This is a genomic window from Sphingopyxis jiangsuensis, assembly GCF_016734905.1.
GTDB classification, from domain to species: domain Bacteria; phylum Pseudomonadota; class Alphaproteobacteria; order Sphingomonadales; family Sphingomonadaceae; genus Sphingopyxis; species Sphingopyxis jiangsuensis.
The window spans coordinates 649457-664640 of sequence record NZ_JAERPO010000001.1 but is presented as its reverse complement, the minus strand read 5'-3'; the positions used below and the strand labels follow the sequence as shown (position 1 = coordinate 664640).

Genomic DNA, 15184 nt, shown 5'->3' with positions numbered 1-15184 from the left:
ATGCTAGGCCCTGAAGATGAACCTCAGCCGAACCGGATGGGCAAGGGGATTGGTGTAACCGAAATGCCGGACCGCGCGAAGCCTTGCGGGTGCCCGGCATCGGGCCGGCGCCGTCCGGAGAGAAAATGTCATGAAAAAAAGGTCGCTGTTCGCACTATTCGCGGCGCTGCTCGCGCCGCTCGCGCTGTCGCTGTCGCCCGCTCACGCCAAGCCCGTCTATGTCGGGGTCGAGGGCGGCAATGTCGCCGTGAGCGGCTATGACACGGTGAGCTATTTCGAAACCGGCGGCGACCCGGTGATGGGCAAGGCCGAACATGCGGTCGAGCATGACGGCGCGGTCTATCATTTCGCCAATGCCGCCAATGCCGCACGCTTTGCCGCCAACCCCGAAGCCTTTGCGCCGCAGTTCGGCGGACATTGCGCATGGGCGATGTCGCGCGGCTATCTCGCGCCCGGCGACCCGCTCGCCTATACGCTGGTCGACGGCAAGCTCTACCTCAACTTCAACCGCGACGTGCGCGCAATGTGGTTGAAGGAACGCGACTCGAATATCGCGAACGGGCACAAGAATTGGGAGGTGATCCCGGCGGACGCGAAGTTCGGGGGGTAAGCCCACCCCGTCCCTTCGCATCCGTGGATCAAAATTGGGCGGTCAGGCGAAAATTTCGCTATGACCGCCTTTGGGATCCGGCCCAAATCGGTTCGATCCGTGGGTGCCGTCGATGCACATGAATACAAACATGATGATTCCTCCGACGTATGGGACAAAGCTGATCAAATAGAACCAGCCAGATTTGTCCTGATCGTGTAGTCGCCGAACGGTGACCGCAATCGAAGGAATGGCGGTGACGAGCACGAAACCGATAAGGAGCAACAGAAAAATTGCGCCGCCGATACTTGTGTCGTCGGTGTCGTCAAAGCCGCCCAATAGTGCCGCACCGAACATCAGGGCCGCGATTACAAGCACCATGAAGAGCGTGAACATCCAATATTCTTTCCGCTGCGAACGCCCCGAAAATTCGGCGTAGCGTTTTAGCGGCATCAGCATCCATTCCATATTTGTCCCCCGTTTTCCTTGTTGCACGAGCTGCAGTGTTCGGCCTTGATGACTGAACAGATAGAGGGACTAACAAATAAATCGACGAGAACAAGTAGCTAACAAGCTTTAAGCCGTTCCGAATTGCTACCGAGTGATTTCATCGAGCGACACGGCAATGCTTTGCCACACCTCCGCCAATTCGTCCGCCGTCGTGCAATAGGGCGGCATGACATAGATGCTGTTGCCGAGCGGGCGGAGGAGGACGCCGCGGTCGCGGTAGAAGGCGGTGAGGCGCGGGGCGAGGTTCGAGAGATAGCCGGTGTCGGTCGCGACGACGTCGAGCGCGGCGATGGTGCCGAGGCGGCGCGCGTTGGCGACGCGCGGGTGCGCGGCGAGCATTGCAAGGTGCGCGGCCTGCGCGTCGGCGAGCGCGTCGATGCGTGCCTGCACCGGCTCGTCGCGCCAGATGGCGAGATTGGCGTTGGCGGCGGCGCAGGCGATCGGGTTCGCGGTATAACTGCTCGAATGATAAAAGAGCCGCGCGCGGTCTTCGGAAAGATGCGCGGCGAAAATCGGTTCGATGCACAGCGTCACCGCGAGCGGGACCGCGCCGCCGGTGAGCCCCTTGGACAGGCACAGGATGTCGGGGATGACGCCCGCCTGGTCGCAGGCGAAGCGCGTGCCGGTGCGGCCCCATCCGGTCATCACCTCGTCCGCGATGAACAGCACATCGTGGCGCGCGCAGATGGCGCGCATTTCGGCGAGCACCCATGCGGGATAGACGAGCATGCCGCCCGCGCCGAGGATCAGCGGCTCGACGATGAAGGCGGCGGGCTTTTCGCGACAGGCGGCTTCGAGCGCGTCGAGCGCCTCTTGCTCGCGCCCTTCGTGCGGGAAGGGGATGGTGCCGACGTCGAAGAGCAAAGGTTGATAGGGGCGGTTGAACACGCCGCGCTCGCCGACCGACATCGCGCCGATCGTGTCGCCATGATAGCTGTGTTCGAGGACGAGGATGCGGCTGCGGTCCGCGCCGACGTTCGCCCAATAGCCGAGCGCCATCTTGAGCGCGACCTCAACACTGGTCGATCCCGAATCCGAAAAGAAGACGCGGGTGAGCGGGTCGGGGGTGATGCGGACGAGTTCGGCGGCGAGGGTCTCGGCGGGTTCGTGCGTCCAGCCCGCGAAGATGAGCTGGTCGAGCTTTTCCGACTGCTCGCGGATCGCCGCCATGATGCGCGGGTGCGCGTGGCCGTGCGTCGTGACCCACCAGCTCGAGATGGCGTCGATCCAGCTATTGCCGAGGGCGTCGTAGATGCGCGCGCCCTCCGCGCGGTCGATGAGCGGGATCGGTTCGCCGAGGCCGTGCTGGGTGAAGGGGTGCCAGACGGGGGAAGGGGTGGTGGTCATATCGGGCGCCCTACCTCATTTCGTCATCCCGGCGAAGGCCGGGATCTCGCCGGTGCGTTGGGTCGAGTGGGCGAGATCCCGGCCTTCGCCGGGATGACGTATGATTATTGGTAATCAGTGAGGTCGAAGTTCGTGGCGAAGGCGTCCGCGAGCGTTTCCGGCGTCAGCGGATCGACGATCGGCAGGCGGCCGAGGCGGCGGACTTTGCCGAGGTCGCAGATGATCGCCTCGCTGTCCTCGACCGCGTCGCCGATGAAGGCGATGCCGTGGATCGGGACTTCGCGTGCGCGCAGCGCCTCGATCGTCAGCAGGCTGTGGTTGATCGTGCCGAGCGCGGTGCGGGCGCAGATAATCACGGGGATCTGCCAGCGCGCGAACAGGTCGGCGTAGAGCAGCGAGCGCGTGACGGGGACGAGCGCGCCGCCCGCGCCCTCGACGAGCAGGTCGCCGGGGGGCGGGGTGAGGGCGGCGGCGTCGATGGTCACGCCGTCGATTTCGGCCGCAATATGCGGGGAGGCGGGGGTGACGAGGCGATAGGCTTCGGGGAGGATCGTTCCTCCCTGTTGCGAAGCGATGGGGAGGTGGCAGTCCGCAGGACTGACGGAGGGGCTTTGTCCTTCTTGCCCCTCCACCACGCCCGTCGGGCGCGGTCCCCCTCCCCACGGCTTCGCCGCAGGGAGGAGTTTGGCGACGGTTTCGCTGTCGGTTTCGTCTTCGAGGCCCGACTGGATCGGCTTCCAGTAGGGAATGCCGAGCGCGCCCGCGAGCGCGGCGGAGAAGATGGTCTTGCCGATGCCGGTGTCGGTGCCGGTGACGATGAAGCGCCTGGTCATGCCGCGGCCATAGCGGCCGACAGCGCCTCCGTCATCGCGTCGATGTCGCTTTCGCCGACGTTGAGCGTCAGCGCGATGCGCAGCCGCGCGGTGCCGTGCGGTACGGTCGGCGGGCGGATGCCGCGAATGTCGAAGCCGGCAGCCTGGAGCGCGGCGGCGATCCGCATTGTGCGGGCGTTGTCGCCGATGACGACGGGCAGGATCTGGCTGCCGCTCGACGGCAGGCCGAGCGCGGCGAGGCGATGTTCGGCGTGGCGGACAAGCGCGTCGAGGCGCGCCGCGCGCTCGGGCTGGGTCGCGACGATTTCGAGCGCCTGTCGCACGAGCCACGCGATCAGCGGCGAGGGCGCAGTCGAAAAGATGAAGGGGCGGCCGCGGTTGACGAGGAAATCGCGGACGATCGCGGGGCAGCAGAGCAGCGCGCCCTCGGTCCCCAGCGCCTTGCCGCAGGTGTGGAGGGTGATGACGTTCGGGCGGCCGGCATATTGGTGCGCGAGCCCCTGTCCCGCGGGGCCGTAAACCCCCGTCGCATGCGCCTCGTCGATGACGAGGACCGCATCGTGGCGGTCGGCGACGGCGGCGAGATCGGCGAGCGGGGCGCGGTCGCCGTCCATCGAATAGAGGCTTTCGACGGCGATCCACGGCGTGCCGACGCCGCCGCCGCGCCGCCAGCGCGCAATGGCGTCGTCGAACGCCTGCGCGTCATTGTGGCGCGCGTCGATGCGCCCGGCGCGGCCGAGCTTCATCCCGTCGTGCGCGCTCGCGTGGATGAGTTCGTCGTGGACGACGAGGTCGCCGCGCTGCGGCAGCGTCGCGAACAGCGCGGCGTTGGCGGCAAAGCCGGTCGCGAAGAAGAGCGCGGCCTCGGTCCCGTAATGGCGCGCGGCGTCGGCTTCGAGCGCCTCATGCTCCTCATGGTTGCCGCGCAGCAGGCGCGAGCCGCCCGAACCCGCGGGGATACCGCGCGCCGCGCCCTCGGCAAGCGCCTCGGCGAGCGCATAGGAACCCGCGAGCGCGAGATAGTCGTTCGAGGCAAAGTCGATCCCCGTGCGCGGCGCGAGCGCGCGGCGCCGGTCGTCGGCGGCGAGCGCGGCGAGATCGGCGCGGTGGGGGGCAAAGGGGGGCGTCATGCGCGGCCTCTATCAATAAGCCCCTCCCCTTCAGGGGAGGGGTTGGGGTGGGGGTCGCCGCCTTCAGCCAGCTCAACGCCCACCCCGCTGCGACTAGCGGGCATGACCCGCGAGTCTCGCTGCCCCTCCCCTGAAGGGGAGGGGAGACAGAAGGTTCAGTTCTTCGCCTTGTCGACGAGCTTGTTCTTGGCGATCCACGGCATCATCGCGCGCAGCTTTTCGCCCGTCTGTTCGATCGGGTGCGCGGCGGCGGCCTTGCGGCTGGCCTTCAGCTCGGGCTGGCCGGCCTGGTTGTCGAGGACGAAATCCTTGACGAAGCGGCCCGACTGGATGTCGGCGAGGACGCGCTTCATTTCGGCCTTGGTCTCGTCGGTGATGATGCGCGGGCCGGTCTTGATGTCGCCATATTCGGCGGTGTTCGAGATCGAATAGCGCATGTTCGCGATGCCGCCTTCATAGAGGAGGTCGACGATCAGCTTGGTTTCGTGGAGGCATTCGAAATAGGCCATTTCGGGGGCATAGCCTGCCTCGACCAGCGTTTCGAACCCGGCCTGGATCAGGTGGGTGATGCCGCCGCAGAGCACGGCCTGTTCGCCGAAGAGGTCGGTTTCGCACTCTTCCTTGAAGGTGGTTTCGATGATGCCGCTGCGCCCGCCGCCGACGGCCGAGGCATAGGAGAGGGCGAGCGCCTTGGCGTAACCGTTGCCGCTGTTGCCTTCGGCCTCCTGCGCCACCGCGATCAGGCAGGGGACGCCGCCGCCCTTTTGATATTCGCTGCGCACCGTGTGGCCCGGCCCCTTGGGCGCGACCATGAAGACGTCGATGTCTGCGCGCGCCTCGATCAGGCCGAAGTGGATGTTGAGGCCGTGCGCGAAGGCGAGCGCGGCGCCGGGCTTCATGTTCGGGCCGATGTCGTCGGCGTAGATTTTCGCCTGATGCTCGTCGGGCGCGGCGATCATGATGACGTCGGCCCAGGCAGCCGCCTCGGCATTGGTCATCACCTTGAAGCCCGCAGCCTCGGCCTTCTTTGCGGTTGCCGAACCCGGGCGGAGCGCAATCGCAACCTCCTTGACGCCGCTGTCGCGCATATTCTGCGCGTGCGCGTGGCCCTGGCTGCCATAGCCGACGACGGCGACCTTCTTGCCCTTGATCAGATCCTGGTCGGCGTCGCGATCGTAATAAACCTGCATGTCTTCTTCCCTGTAGTTTTTCGTCATGCCGGACTTGATCCGGCATCCATGGACCCCGGATCAAGTCCGGGGTGACGACAAGTTGAAACCCAAGACGTAAACCCTAAACCGCCTCCGCCCCGCGAGCGATGGCGACGACGCCGGTGCGGCCGACCTCGACCAGCCCGCATTCGCGCATCAAGGCGACGAAGCGGTCGACCTTGTCGCTCGACCCGGTGATTTCGAAAATGAAGCTCGTCAGCGTGGTGTCGACGACCTTGGCGCGGAAGACGTCGGCCATGCGCAGCGCCTCGATCCGCTTGTCGCCCGTGCCCGCGACCTTGACGAGCGCAATTTCGCGCTCGACATGCGCGCCCTGGTCGGTGAGGTCGGTGACGCTGTGGACGGGCACCAGCCGGTCGAGCTGCGCGATGATCTGGTCGATCACCGCGGGCGGACCGCTGGTGACGATGGTGATCCGCGACACCGCATGATCGGCGCTGATGTCGGCGACGGTCAGGCTCTCGATATTATAGCCGCGCGCCGAGAACATGCCGGTGATCTTGGCGAGGATGCCCGATTCATTGTCGACGGTGACCGCGAGCACATGGCGCTCGCCCGCTTCGGTTTGGATTTTCATGGGGCTAGACCAATGCTTTCGCTTCGTCGTCCATCGTGCCGATGACGTCGCTCGGCTGGAGGATCATGTCGGTGTGTGCCGCGCCCGACGGAATCATCGGGAAGCAGTTGGCGAGCTTGGCGACGCGGCAGTCGACGATCACCGGACCCGGCGTGTCGATCATCGTCCGAATGCCGTCCTCGAGTTCGCCGAGCGTGTCGATGCGCAGCCCGGTCCAGCCATAGGCGTCGGCGAGCTTCACGAAATCGGGCAGGCTGTCCGAATAGCTGTTCGAATAGCGGCTTTCATAGGTGAGTTCCTGCCACTGGCGGACCATCCCCATATATTCGTTGTTGAGGATGAAGATCTTCACCGGCAGGCGGTACTGGCTGACCGTGCCCATTTCCTGGATGTTCATCTGGAGCGACGCTTCGCCCGCAACGCAGACGACGAGGCGGTCGGGCTTGGCGATCTGCGCGCCCACGGCGGCGGGGAAGCCATAGCCCATCGTGCCGAGCCCGCCCGAGGTGAGCCAGCGGTTGGGGGCCGAGAAGCCGAAATGCTGCGCCGCCCACATCTGGTGTTGGCCGACCTCGGTCGTGATGATCGGGTCGCGGCCGCGCGTTGCGTCGAACAAAGCCTTGATCGCGCGCTGCGGCATGATCTCGGCCGACGCCTCGGTCTTTTCGGGAAAATCGAGGCAGCGCGTCGCGCGCCAGCCGTCGATGCGGCGCCACCATTCGCCAAGGTCGCGCGCCTGATGCCCCCGGTCCTGCCACGCGGCGATGAGCGCGTCGAGCGCGCGGCCGGCGTCGCCGACGATCGCGATATCGACGGGGACAATCTTGTTGATCGAGCTTCGGTCGATGTCGATGTGGATTTTCTTCGCCTCGGGCGCGAAGGCGTCGAGACGGCCGGTGACGCGGTCGTCGAAGCGCGCGCCGACCGCGATGATCAGGTCGGCGCGGTTCATCGCCATATTGGCTTCGTACGTGCCGTGCATCCCGAGCATGCCGAGCCATTTGGGGTCGTCCGACGGGAAGGCGCCGAGCCCCATCAGCGTCGAGGTGATCGGCGCGCCGGTGAGCGCCACGAGCTGGCGCAGCGCCGCGCTCGCGTCGGGGCCGGCGTTGATGACGCCGCCGCCCGAATAGAAAACGGGGCGCTCGGCCGCGGCGATGAGCGCGATCGCCTTGGCTATCGGGTCGGCGTCGGGCTCGATCTGCGGGCGATAGCTTTTATGCTCGATCCGCTCGGGCACGGTGTAGCTGCCGGTCGCGACCTGCACATTCTTGGGGATGTCGACGACGACCGGGCCGGGGCGGCCGTGCGTCGCGATGAAGAAGGCCTCGTGGATCACCGGGCCGAGCCGGTCGGGGTCCATCACCAGATAATTATGCTTGGTGCAGTGGCGGGTGATGCCGACCGTGTCGCATTCCTGAAAGGCGTCGGTGCCGATCAGGTTCGTCGGAACCTGTCCTGTGAGCACGACCATCGGGATCGAATCGAGCAGCGCATCGGTGATGCCGGTGACGGCATTGGTCGCACCGGGACCCGAGGTGACGAGCACGACGCCGGGCTTGCCCGTCGCGCGCGCATAGCCCTCGGCCGCGTGCGTCGCCGCCTGTTCGTGGCGGACGAGAATATGCTTGATCTGCGGATGGTTGAAGAGCGCGTCGTAAATCGGAAGCACGGCGCCGCCCGGATAGCCGAACACCGTATCGACCCCGAGGTCGACCAGCGCCTGAACCACCATGTCGGCACCACTCATTTCCGTCACGACGAAACTCCTTCTTCAATCTGGCAGCCGCAAGGGCACGCGCCTTGTGCGCTGCAACAGGGTTGCGGGCAATAAGTGCATGATTCTATCCTGTCAATAATCTATCGTGTAATTTTGTTGCAATTTTATTGATAGAATCGTTGTTTAATGACTCTGCGTGCCGTGGCCATTCGGGCGGAGGCTGGTGGCGGAACCAGGTGAACTGACGTTTCGCATATTGGCGCGTCGCCGCCTGTGCCCGCGCCAGCGCCTCGTCACGCGACAGCTCGCCCGTCAGAAAGGCCGCGATTTGCGGAACGCCGATGGCGCGCATCACGGGCAGATCGGGGTCGAGTCCGCGCGCGACGAGCGCCTCAACCTCTTCGATCGCGCCGCCGTCGAACATCTGCGCGAGCCTATGGTCGCAGCGTTCGCGCAGCCAGCCGCGCGGCGGGAGAAGGATGAGGGGAACGAGCGTCACAGTGTCGGCAATGCCGCCGACGAGCGAACGCTGCCATGCCGCGATCGGCTGGCCGGTCGAACGGATAACCTCGAGCGCGCGGGCGATGCGCAGCCCGTCGGTCGGGTCGAGCTTTTCGGCCGCGACGGGATCTTCGCGCCCAAGCGCGGCATAGGCGTCGTCGAGGCGCAGCGCGCGCACCTTGGCGCGGACGTCGGGATCGATGTCGGGAACCGGTGCGATGCCGAACAAGAGCGTGCGCAGATACATGCCGGTGCCGCCGACGAGGATGGGGACGTCGCCATCCTCCCACGCATGGGCGAGCGCGCGGCGCGCCTCCTGCGCCCAGCGTGCGGCATTATAGGCTTCGGCGCCATCGACATGGCCGAAGAGGCAATGGCGCACCCCCGCCATCTCTTCGTCCGTCGGGCGCGCCGAAAGGACCGCGAGGTCGCGGTAAACCTGACTCGCGTCGGCATTGACGACCTGCGCCCGGCCGAGGGCCTGCGCCAGCGCGACTGCAAGAGCGCTCTTGCCGCTCGCGGTCGGACCGACGATGAGCGCCAGGGGAGGGCGGTTGGAAGAGGAAGGAAGGGACTGGTTCATATTCCGATGGTGATAACAGCCCGCACGCCAACGTGCGAGGCCGTGTCGTCAACTGTTCCCCCTGCGCCGCCGGGCGGTCCGGGTAGCGTTCAACGACGTGCTTCGGTCGCCATCCGCACCGCGAGCCCCGCCAGCACCGTACCCATCACCCAGCGCTGGATGCTCGCAAAGCTGGGCCGCCGGACAAGGAAGCGCGCGATCGATGCGGCCGACACGATGATCGCAAGATTCACGATTATGCTGATCATGATCTGTGTCGTGCCAAGCACGAGCGCCTGACCGAGTATCCCGCCGGCATCGGGCGAGATGAATTGCGGCAGAAGCGACAGGTACATGACGGCAATCTTGGGGTTGAGCAGGTTGGTCAGGAACCCCATCGCAAAAAGCTTTGCCGGCGGGTCGACGGCGAGATCCTTGACCTCGAACGGCGAACGCCCGCCCGGTCGCACCGCCTGCCAAGCGAGCCACAGCAGATAGATCGCGCCTGCAAAGCGGATTGCGTCATAGGCAAAGGGCACCGCCATCACGAGCGCTGTGATCCCGAACGCGGCGCAGAGCATGTAAAAGACGAAGCCGAGCGCGACCCCGCCAAGCGAAATCACGCCCGCCGAACGGCCCTGGCAGATGGCGCGCGAGATCAGATAGACCATGTTCGGACCGGGCGTCAGCACCATGCCGAGCGCGATGATGGCGAAGGCGAGCAGATTTTCGGATTGGGGCATCGGTTCCTCCTTGCGAGATGGATGCCCAGACGCGCGGCCGATCATGCTCGCGCTTCCCGATGGTGCCCCATCTCAAGCGTCAGTCACGCGAGACGGGCGATGCTATTGCCGCCGGCTGTCAGGCGCGCAATAGGGAGAGTTCTTCGCGCGATGAAACCCGGGCTTTAGCGGACACCGGATCGTCGTCGGCCGCCATCGCGCCGCGGCATCGGCCGCCCGACTGCCAAAGCACTCTTGCCGCAGACCGCGGCGCCCGCGATAAGGGAAGGGCGGCGCGCGCCGCGAGCCAAGGGAGAAGGAGCCGCCATGTTCGTTGCCACGCTGATCGCCGACGGAAAGCTGACGGGTGAGGTGGTCCGCGAAGCGATCGACCGGCTCGACATGACGGGGCATGACGTCGGCGCGCCGCACTGGCTCGACGTCGGTGACGCTGTGGACATCGCGTTCGAGGGGAGCCTGGTGAGCGCGCGCAAAGAACTGGCGAAAATGGATCATGGGGCGCTCGACGTGGTCGTCCAGCCGCTCGGCGACCGCACCAAGAAGCTGATCATAGCCGACATGGATTCGACGATGATCCGCTGTGAATGCATCGACGAACTGGCCGACTACGCCGGACTGAAACCGCAGATTTCGGCGATTACAGAGCGCGCGATGAAGGGCGAGCTCGATTTTCGCGCCGCGCTGGCCGAGCGCGTCGCGCTGCTCGGCGGGATGGACGAAAGCGTGCTGGCCGAATGCCGGATCGAGCGGGTGCGCCTGACGCGCGGCGCGCGCACGCTGATCCAGACGATGAAGGCGCATGGCGCGCGGTCGGTGCTCGTCACCGGAGGATTCACCGCTTTTGCCGATCCGGTGGGCGAGGCGATCGGTTTCGACCGCGTCGTTGCCAATGTGCTGGAGGTTGTCGACGGCAAGCTGACGGGCCGGGTGACCGAACCGGTGGTCGATGCGAGCACCAAGCATGCAACGTTGACCGCCGAGGCGGCGAAACACGGGCTGCCGCTGGCCGACACTCTCGCGGTCGGCGACGGGGCGAACGATATTCCGATGATCACCGCGGCGGGGCTCGGCATCGCTTACCACCCGCACGCCGCCGCCGCCCAGGCCGCCGACGCAGCGATCCGCCACCACGACCTGACCGCGCTCTTGTGGGCGCAGGGCTATCCGCGGCGCGATTGGGTTCTGGGCTGAACGACGCCGGACGCCGGGCGAGAACAAGGACGATGGACCGCGCGCCCTGTACAATGCGCGCCTCTGTGCCCGGCGACGGCGCCGCGGTGCTGCAGATCTGGCGCGACGCGGTCGATGCAACGCACGACTTCCTGTCCGCAGCCGACCGGAAGGAAATCGACGCCGAAGTCGCCGATTTCCTGCCCTCGGCACCGCTCTGGCTCGCCGTCGATGGAGCGGATCGGCCGGTGGGTTTCATGCTGCTGAACGGCGCCCATATGGATGCGCTTTTCATCGCCCCCGCGCATCGCGGCAAGGGCGTCGGGCGCATGCTCGTCCTTCATGCGCTGGCGCGGGCGCCGGGGCTTTCAACCGACGTCAACGAGCAGAATGACCAGGCGGTGGGCTTTTACCGGCGGCTTGGTTTCGTGCCCGTCGGCCGGTCTGCGCTCGACGGGCAGGGGCGACCCTATCCGATCATTCACCTGCGCCACATGCCATAGCGCCGCATGTGCGCGCGGCGTCGTCAGGATCGAAAGCGCGCGACGCTTTCCAGCTCGGTCCTGTCGAGCGGCCGCCTGAACCACAGGCCGCCGCGATTCCCCTTTGACCAGCGCACGAGCGCCGGGCGTTTCTGATCATCGCCGGGAAGCAGCAGGTCGATCTCGGTCCCGGTGTCGAGCTTGCTGTCGTAAACGAAGCCCGCGCCGCTTTGCGAAATGTCGACAAGGTCGATCGGGCGCGCGTCGTTGCGGAAAAGGACGAGCGCTTCGATTTCGATTGGAAGCCGCAAGGCACGATAACCTTCGGCCTGTTGTTCCTGCGCCAGCGCCGCGAGCACCGCGGCTGCGTCGATAGGCTGGTCGAAAGCAATGCCGCAGCGCCCCTTGTCCGCCCAGACTATCCGGCCGCTGATGACGGTGCTTTCTGACAGCGCGATCTCCACCGCTTCGCCCCCGGCCAATTCGACGTCGGCCGCGAGCATCATCCCCTTGTCGGAGATATTGCGCACACGCCACAGGCCCATGTCGTCAGAGCGGCTCACGCGCGCGATACGGCAAACCGAGCGATAGCGATCGCCCTCGCGCCGGTCCGGTTGTTCCGGCGATTCCCGAATATTGGTCGCGCCTCCGCTTTCGGAACGCGAATCGATGCCCCTGTCCATCAAGCCCTCCCTTCCGCGGGTCGGTCCATGCGATGGATGGACCGCCCGAGTTTGGCAGGAGCCGGGGGAACTTCCCGGCCCCCCGTTCAATGCCGTGCGGCAATGAACGTGCGGTCCGGGGCCAAGTATTGCATTTAAATGACGCTACGGCAAGCTGTTAGGGCAGGTACATTGCGCGCGGAGGCGCGGCGCTATTTTGCGATAACGAGGCAGGGCTGGCCGCTGGCTGTCATTTCCGTACAGAAGCGGTCGGCCGCAGCCTTGTCGGCAAATCCGCCCGCGTGGAGGCGGGTGAGCGCGCCGGTCTTGACGAAATAGGGTTTGCGCGCCGCGACGGCCGGGTGCTTGCCGGAGAGCGCCGCCCAGAGGTTGCGGGCGTTGGCCTCGACACCGAAGGCGCCGAGCTGCGCGCGCCACGGGCTTTCGGCTTGCTTTGCCGGGGCGTGCCCGGGCGTGGCGGTTTTGACGGGGGCGGGCCGTTCGGGCGCCGGAGCGACCGCCGTTTTGACAGGCTTTACGGGTGCAGATGCCGCCGGCGCCGTTTCGGGCGGCGCGTCGAAACTCGTTCCGGCCGCTGCCGCTGCGGCGGCCGTTGCCTCGCTTGCGGCATCGGCTGCCGCCTGTGCGACGGGCGAGAGCAGCGGAGCCGGCGCGGGTGTGACGATTGCGGTAGGCGCGTCGGGGACCGCAGCAGCGGCGGGCGGCTTCGCAGCCGCAATCACCGGCGGGGGCGTGTAGCTGGTGGCAGGGAGCGAAGCGGGTAGGCGGGCGGTCTTCACCGGCGAGGCCACCGCCTTGGGCGGCGGCGGTGCGGCGGCATTGACCGCGGCAAGGCGTGCGCGCGCTTCGGACTTTTCCATGTCGGGGAGCATCGCAAGTCCGCGCTGGCGCTGTTCGAGCGGGATCAACCGGTCGAGCTGCGCGAGCCGTGCGGCGGCGATGTCGAGCCCGGCGTCGGTCGCGCGCTTCGTCAGTGCATAAGAAAGCGGCCAATCGCGCGTGGCGAGGTCGCCGTTGAAATGCGCGGTGCCGAGGACATATTGCGCGCGCGGTTCCCCCCGCGCGGCGGATCGGGCGATATAGTCCATCGCCTCGTCGCGGCGGTTGGCGGTGAAAAGCACGAGGCCAAGATTGTCCTCGGCCTGCAAATGGCCCTGTTTCGCGGCGCGGCGATACCAGGCCTCGGCCTGCGCCAGATCGGCGGGAACGCCGCGGCCGAGCTTGTAGGCCTGGCCCAGATTGAATTGCGCATCGGGGTCGCCGGCAAGCGCGAGCGGGCGCCACTCGGCGACGGCGGCCTGATAATCGCCCGCCTGCCAGGCATCGACGCCATCCTTCACATCGGCATTGGCGGGCACGGCAAGCGCGGCGAGCGCGAGCGGCAGGCTGAAAAGGGCGGCGGTGCGAATGGAACGCATCGAGTATCTCCACTGGCTTGCGGCGCATGTGATCGGCCGTCGGTCCCGGCAAAGCGGATAGGGGCAATTGGCTAACACCCCGTTAGCGACGCGTGCGGGATGCCCGTAGTTGCTCCATGCCGGGACAGTTTCGCATTAAGCGGATCTTTACCACAGAATCCAACGGCTCGTTCACCGACAATTTATCATCGTTAACTCAATTTTAGCGTCCTCCATGCCATTCCTCCGGCCGATTATTGGATATCCGAGGGGGATAGCAGTGCGCGTATTGGCATTGGCTTCACAGAAAGGCGGGTCGGGCAAAACGACGCTGTCGGGGCACCTCGCGGTGCAGGCGCAGCTTGCCGGCGCCGGCCCCGTCGTGTTGATCGACATCGACCCGCAGGGCTCGCTCGCCGACTGGTGGAACGAGCGCGAAACCGACCTTCCGGCCTTTGCGCAGACCACGGTCGCGCGGCTTGCATCGGACCTTGAAGTGCTGCGCCAGCAGGGCTTCAAACTCGCCGTTATCGACACGCCGCCGGCGATCACGATGGCGATCCAGAGCGTTATCGGCGTCGCCGAACTCATCGTCGTCCCGACGCGCCCGAGCCCGCACGACCTGCGCGCCGTCGGCGCCACGGTCGACCTGTGCGAACGCGCGGGCAAACCGCTCGTGTTCGTCGTCAACGCCGCGACCCCCAAGGCAAAGATCACCAGCGAGGCCGCCGTCGCGCTGTCGCAGCACGGCACCGTCGCACCGGTGACGCTGCACCATCGCACCGACTATGCGGCGTCGATGATCGACGGGCGCACGGTGATGGAGGTCGACCCCAACGGGCGTTCGGCCGAAGAGATTCGCCAATTGTGGACCTATATAAACGACCGGCTGGAAAAGAATTTCCGCCGCACCGTCTTTTCGGCACCCGCGGTGCCGCAGCCGGGCAGTTATGGCGCGGTCCGTCCGATGGGTGGTGGCTTCGGCCGCCGCGTCGCCGGTCAGTGACGGGAGAGTTTGGAACCATGGGCGAACCCAAACCCCTCGCATCGCTGAGCGCCGGACTCCTTGCCCGCAAGGGTGGGGCACGACCCGCCATGCGCCGTCAGCCGCTCGGCAGCGGCCCCGCACCGCTGACCGGGACGGGCTATGACGACCTTGGCTGGAACGACATGGGCTATGATGTCGACCCCGACCAGTCGAACGACGGCGGCCGGATGGTCGACCTGAAGCCGCTCCTCGCCGGATCGGTGCTGGCGCACAACAGCGAAGCCGAACATGCGGTCGAAGAAAGCGCGACGCGCGACGAGGCGATCAACGCCGAACGCGGCGGCGACCTGACCGAAGCATTGGCCGGGGAAGGCTTCGACGCTGATCCGGTCGACGTGCCCGAAGTCGTCCGTCAGCAGGAATCGCTAAAGGATCGCGTCGCCGCGGTTGCGGCGAAGGTCGAACAGCGTCCCGCACCGAAAGCCAAGGCGCCGCGCGCGCTGCGCGCCCGCGACAAGGCGGCGTTCACGTTGCGCCTCGACGCCGAACGCCATCTGCGGTTGCGGCTGGCGAGCGCCGTGACGAACAAGTCGGCGCAGGCAATCCTGACCGACCTGCTCGACGAATATCTGTCGTCGCTACCCGAAATCGACGCAATGGCGAGCCGCCTGCCGGCAGCGCGTCCGGTACGCAAGACGAACTAGACAGCGAGAAAAAGGG

General features: G+C 66.4%; 16 protein-coding genes and 1 riboswitch. Of the genes, 5 read left to right on the top strand and 11 right to left on the bottom strand.

Annotated elements, in window-relative coordinates; translation table 11 throughout:
* The first annotated feature begins 130 nt into the window (after positions 1-130).
* Positions 131-610: a YHS domain-containing (seleno)protein gene (locus JI743_RS03290; protein WP_201925901.1), complete on the top strand. Its 480-nt coding sequence runs from the start codon at positions 131-133 to the stop codon at positions 608-610.
* 42 nt (positions 611-652) lie between these two features.
* On the opposite strand, the gene JI743_RS03285 is transcribed toward JI743_RS03290, so the two are convergent.
* The 9 genes from JI743_RS03285 to JI743_RS03245 all read right to left on the bottom strand — a co-directional run bounded on the left by JI743_RS03285 (position 653) and on the right by JI743_RS03245 (position 9744).
* Positions 653-1057, bottom strand: a complete 405-nt coding sequence (locus tag JI743_RS03285) for a DUF805 domain-containing protein (protein WP_201925900.1) — start codon at positions 1055-1057, stop codon at positions 653-655.
* A gap of 126 nt (positions 1058-1183) precedes the next feature.
* A complete protein-coding gene (locus JI743_RS03280) occupies positions 1184-2446 on the bottom strand; it encodes an adenosylmethionine--8-amino-7-oxononanoate transaminase (RefSeq protein WP_201925897.1) in 1263 nt (420 codons plus the stop codon).
* 104 nt (positions 2447-2550) lie between these two features.
* A complete protein-coding gene (gene bioD, locus JI743_RS03275) occupies positions 2551-3279 on the bottom strand; it encodes an ATP-dependent dethiobiotin synthetase BioD (protein WP_201925895.1) in 729 nt (242 codons plus the stop codon).
* Positions 3276-4409, bottom strand: a complete 1134-nt coding sequence (locus JI743_RS03270; RefSeq protein ID WP_201925893.1) for an 8-amino-7-oxononanoate synthase — start codon at positions 4407-4409, stop codon at positions 3276-3278. The genes bioD and JI743_RS03270 overlap by 4 nt, the downstream gene beginning before the upstream one ends.
* A gap of 155 nt (positions 4410-4564) precedes the next feature.
* Entirely contained in the window at positions 4565-5626 is a 1062-nt protein-coding gene (ilvC, locus tag JI743_RS03265; RefSeq protein WP_498370455.1) for a ketol-acid reductoisomerase, read from the bottom strand.
* Positions 5627-5702: 76 nt separating this feature from the next.
* Entirely contained in the window at positions 5703-6218 is a 516-nt protein-coding gene (ilvN, locus tag JI743_RS03260) for an acetolactate synthase small subunit (protein ID WP_201925891.1), read from the bottom strand.
* A gap of 4 nt (positions 6219-6222) precedes the next feature.
* Positions 6223-7977, bottom strand: a complete 1755-nt coding sequence (ilvB, locus tag JI743_RS03255; protein ID WP_201925890.1) for a biosynthetic-type acetolactate synthase large subunit — start codon at positions 7975-7977, stop codon at positions 6223-6225.
* An 85-nt stretch (positions 7978-8062) separates the two neighbouring features.
* Positions 8063-9022, bottom strand: coding sequence for a tRNA (adenosine(37)-N6)-dimethylallyltransferase MiaA (miaA, locus tag JI743_RS03250; RefSeq protein WP_201925888.1), 960 nt, complete (start codon positions 9020-9022; stop codon positions 8063-8065).
* 89 nt (positions 9023-9111) lie between these two features.
* Positions 9112-9744 carry a LysE family translocator gene (locus JI743_RS03245; RefSeq protein WP_201925886.1) on the bottom strand — a complete coding sequence of 211 codons (633 nt, stop codon included), beginning with the start codon at positions 9742-9744 and terminating at the stop codon, positions 9112-9114.
* Between the two features lie 16 nt (positions 9745-9760).
* A riboswitch (ZMP/ZTP riboswitch) is annotated at positions 9761-9841 on the bottom strand.
* 209 nt (positions 9842-10050) lie between these two features.
* Here JI743_RS03245 and serB point away from each other — a divergent pair.
* A complete protein-coding gene (gene serB / locus JI743_RS03240) occupies positions 10051-10935 on the top strand; it encodes a phosphoserine phosphatase SerB (protein WP_201925884.1) in 885 nt (294 codons plus the stop codon).
* A gap of 53 nt (positions 10936-10988) precedes the next feature.
* Complete coding sequence (locus tag JI743_RS03235) at positions 10989-11417, top strand: acetyltransferase (RefSeq protein ID WP_201925882.1); 429 nt, start codon at positions 10989-10991, stop codon at positions 11415-11417.
* A gap of 23 nt (positions 11418-11440) precedes the next feature.
* Here JI743_RS03235 and JI743_RS03230 read toward each other — a convergent pair whose 3' ends face one another.
* Positions 11441-12031 (bottom strand): PilZ domain-containing protein, encoded by a 591-nt coding sequence (locus JI743_RS03230; RefSeq protein ID WP_330902155.1) that lies wholly within the window; start codon positions 12029-12031, stop codon positions 11441-11443.
* A gap of 239 nt (positions 12032-12270) precedes the next feature.
* Positions 12271-13497 (bottom strand): SPOR domain-containing protein, encoded by a 1227-nt coding sequence (locus JI743_RS03225; protein WP_201925878.1) that lies wholly within the window; start codon positions 13495-13497, stop codon positions 12271-12273.
* A gap of 259 nt (positions 13498-13756) precedes the next feature.
* Here JI743_RS03225 and JI743_RS03220 point away from each other — a divergent pair, with 259 nt between their 5' ends.
* Positions 13757-14482: an AAA family ATPase gene (locus JI743_RS03220; RefSeq protein WP_201925876.1), complete on the top strand. Its 726-nt coding sequence runs from the start codon at positions 13757-13759 to the stop codon at positions 14480-14482.
* Positions 14483-14499: 17 nt separating this feature from the next.
* On the top strand, positions 14500-15168 hold the full coding sequence (locus JI743_RS03215; protein WP_201925874.1) for a hypothetical protein: 669 nt from the start codon (positions 14500-14502) through the stop codon (positions 15166-15168).
* Positions 15169-15184: the final 16 nt, after the last annotated feature.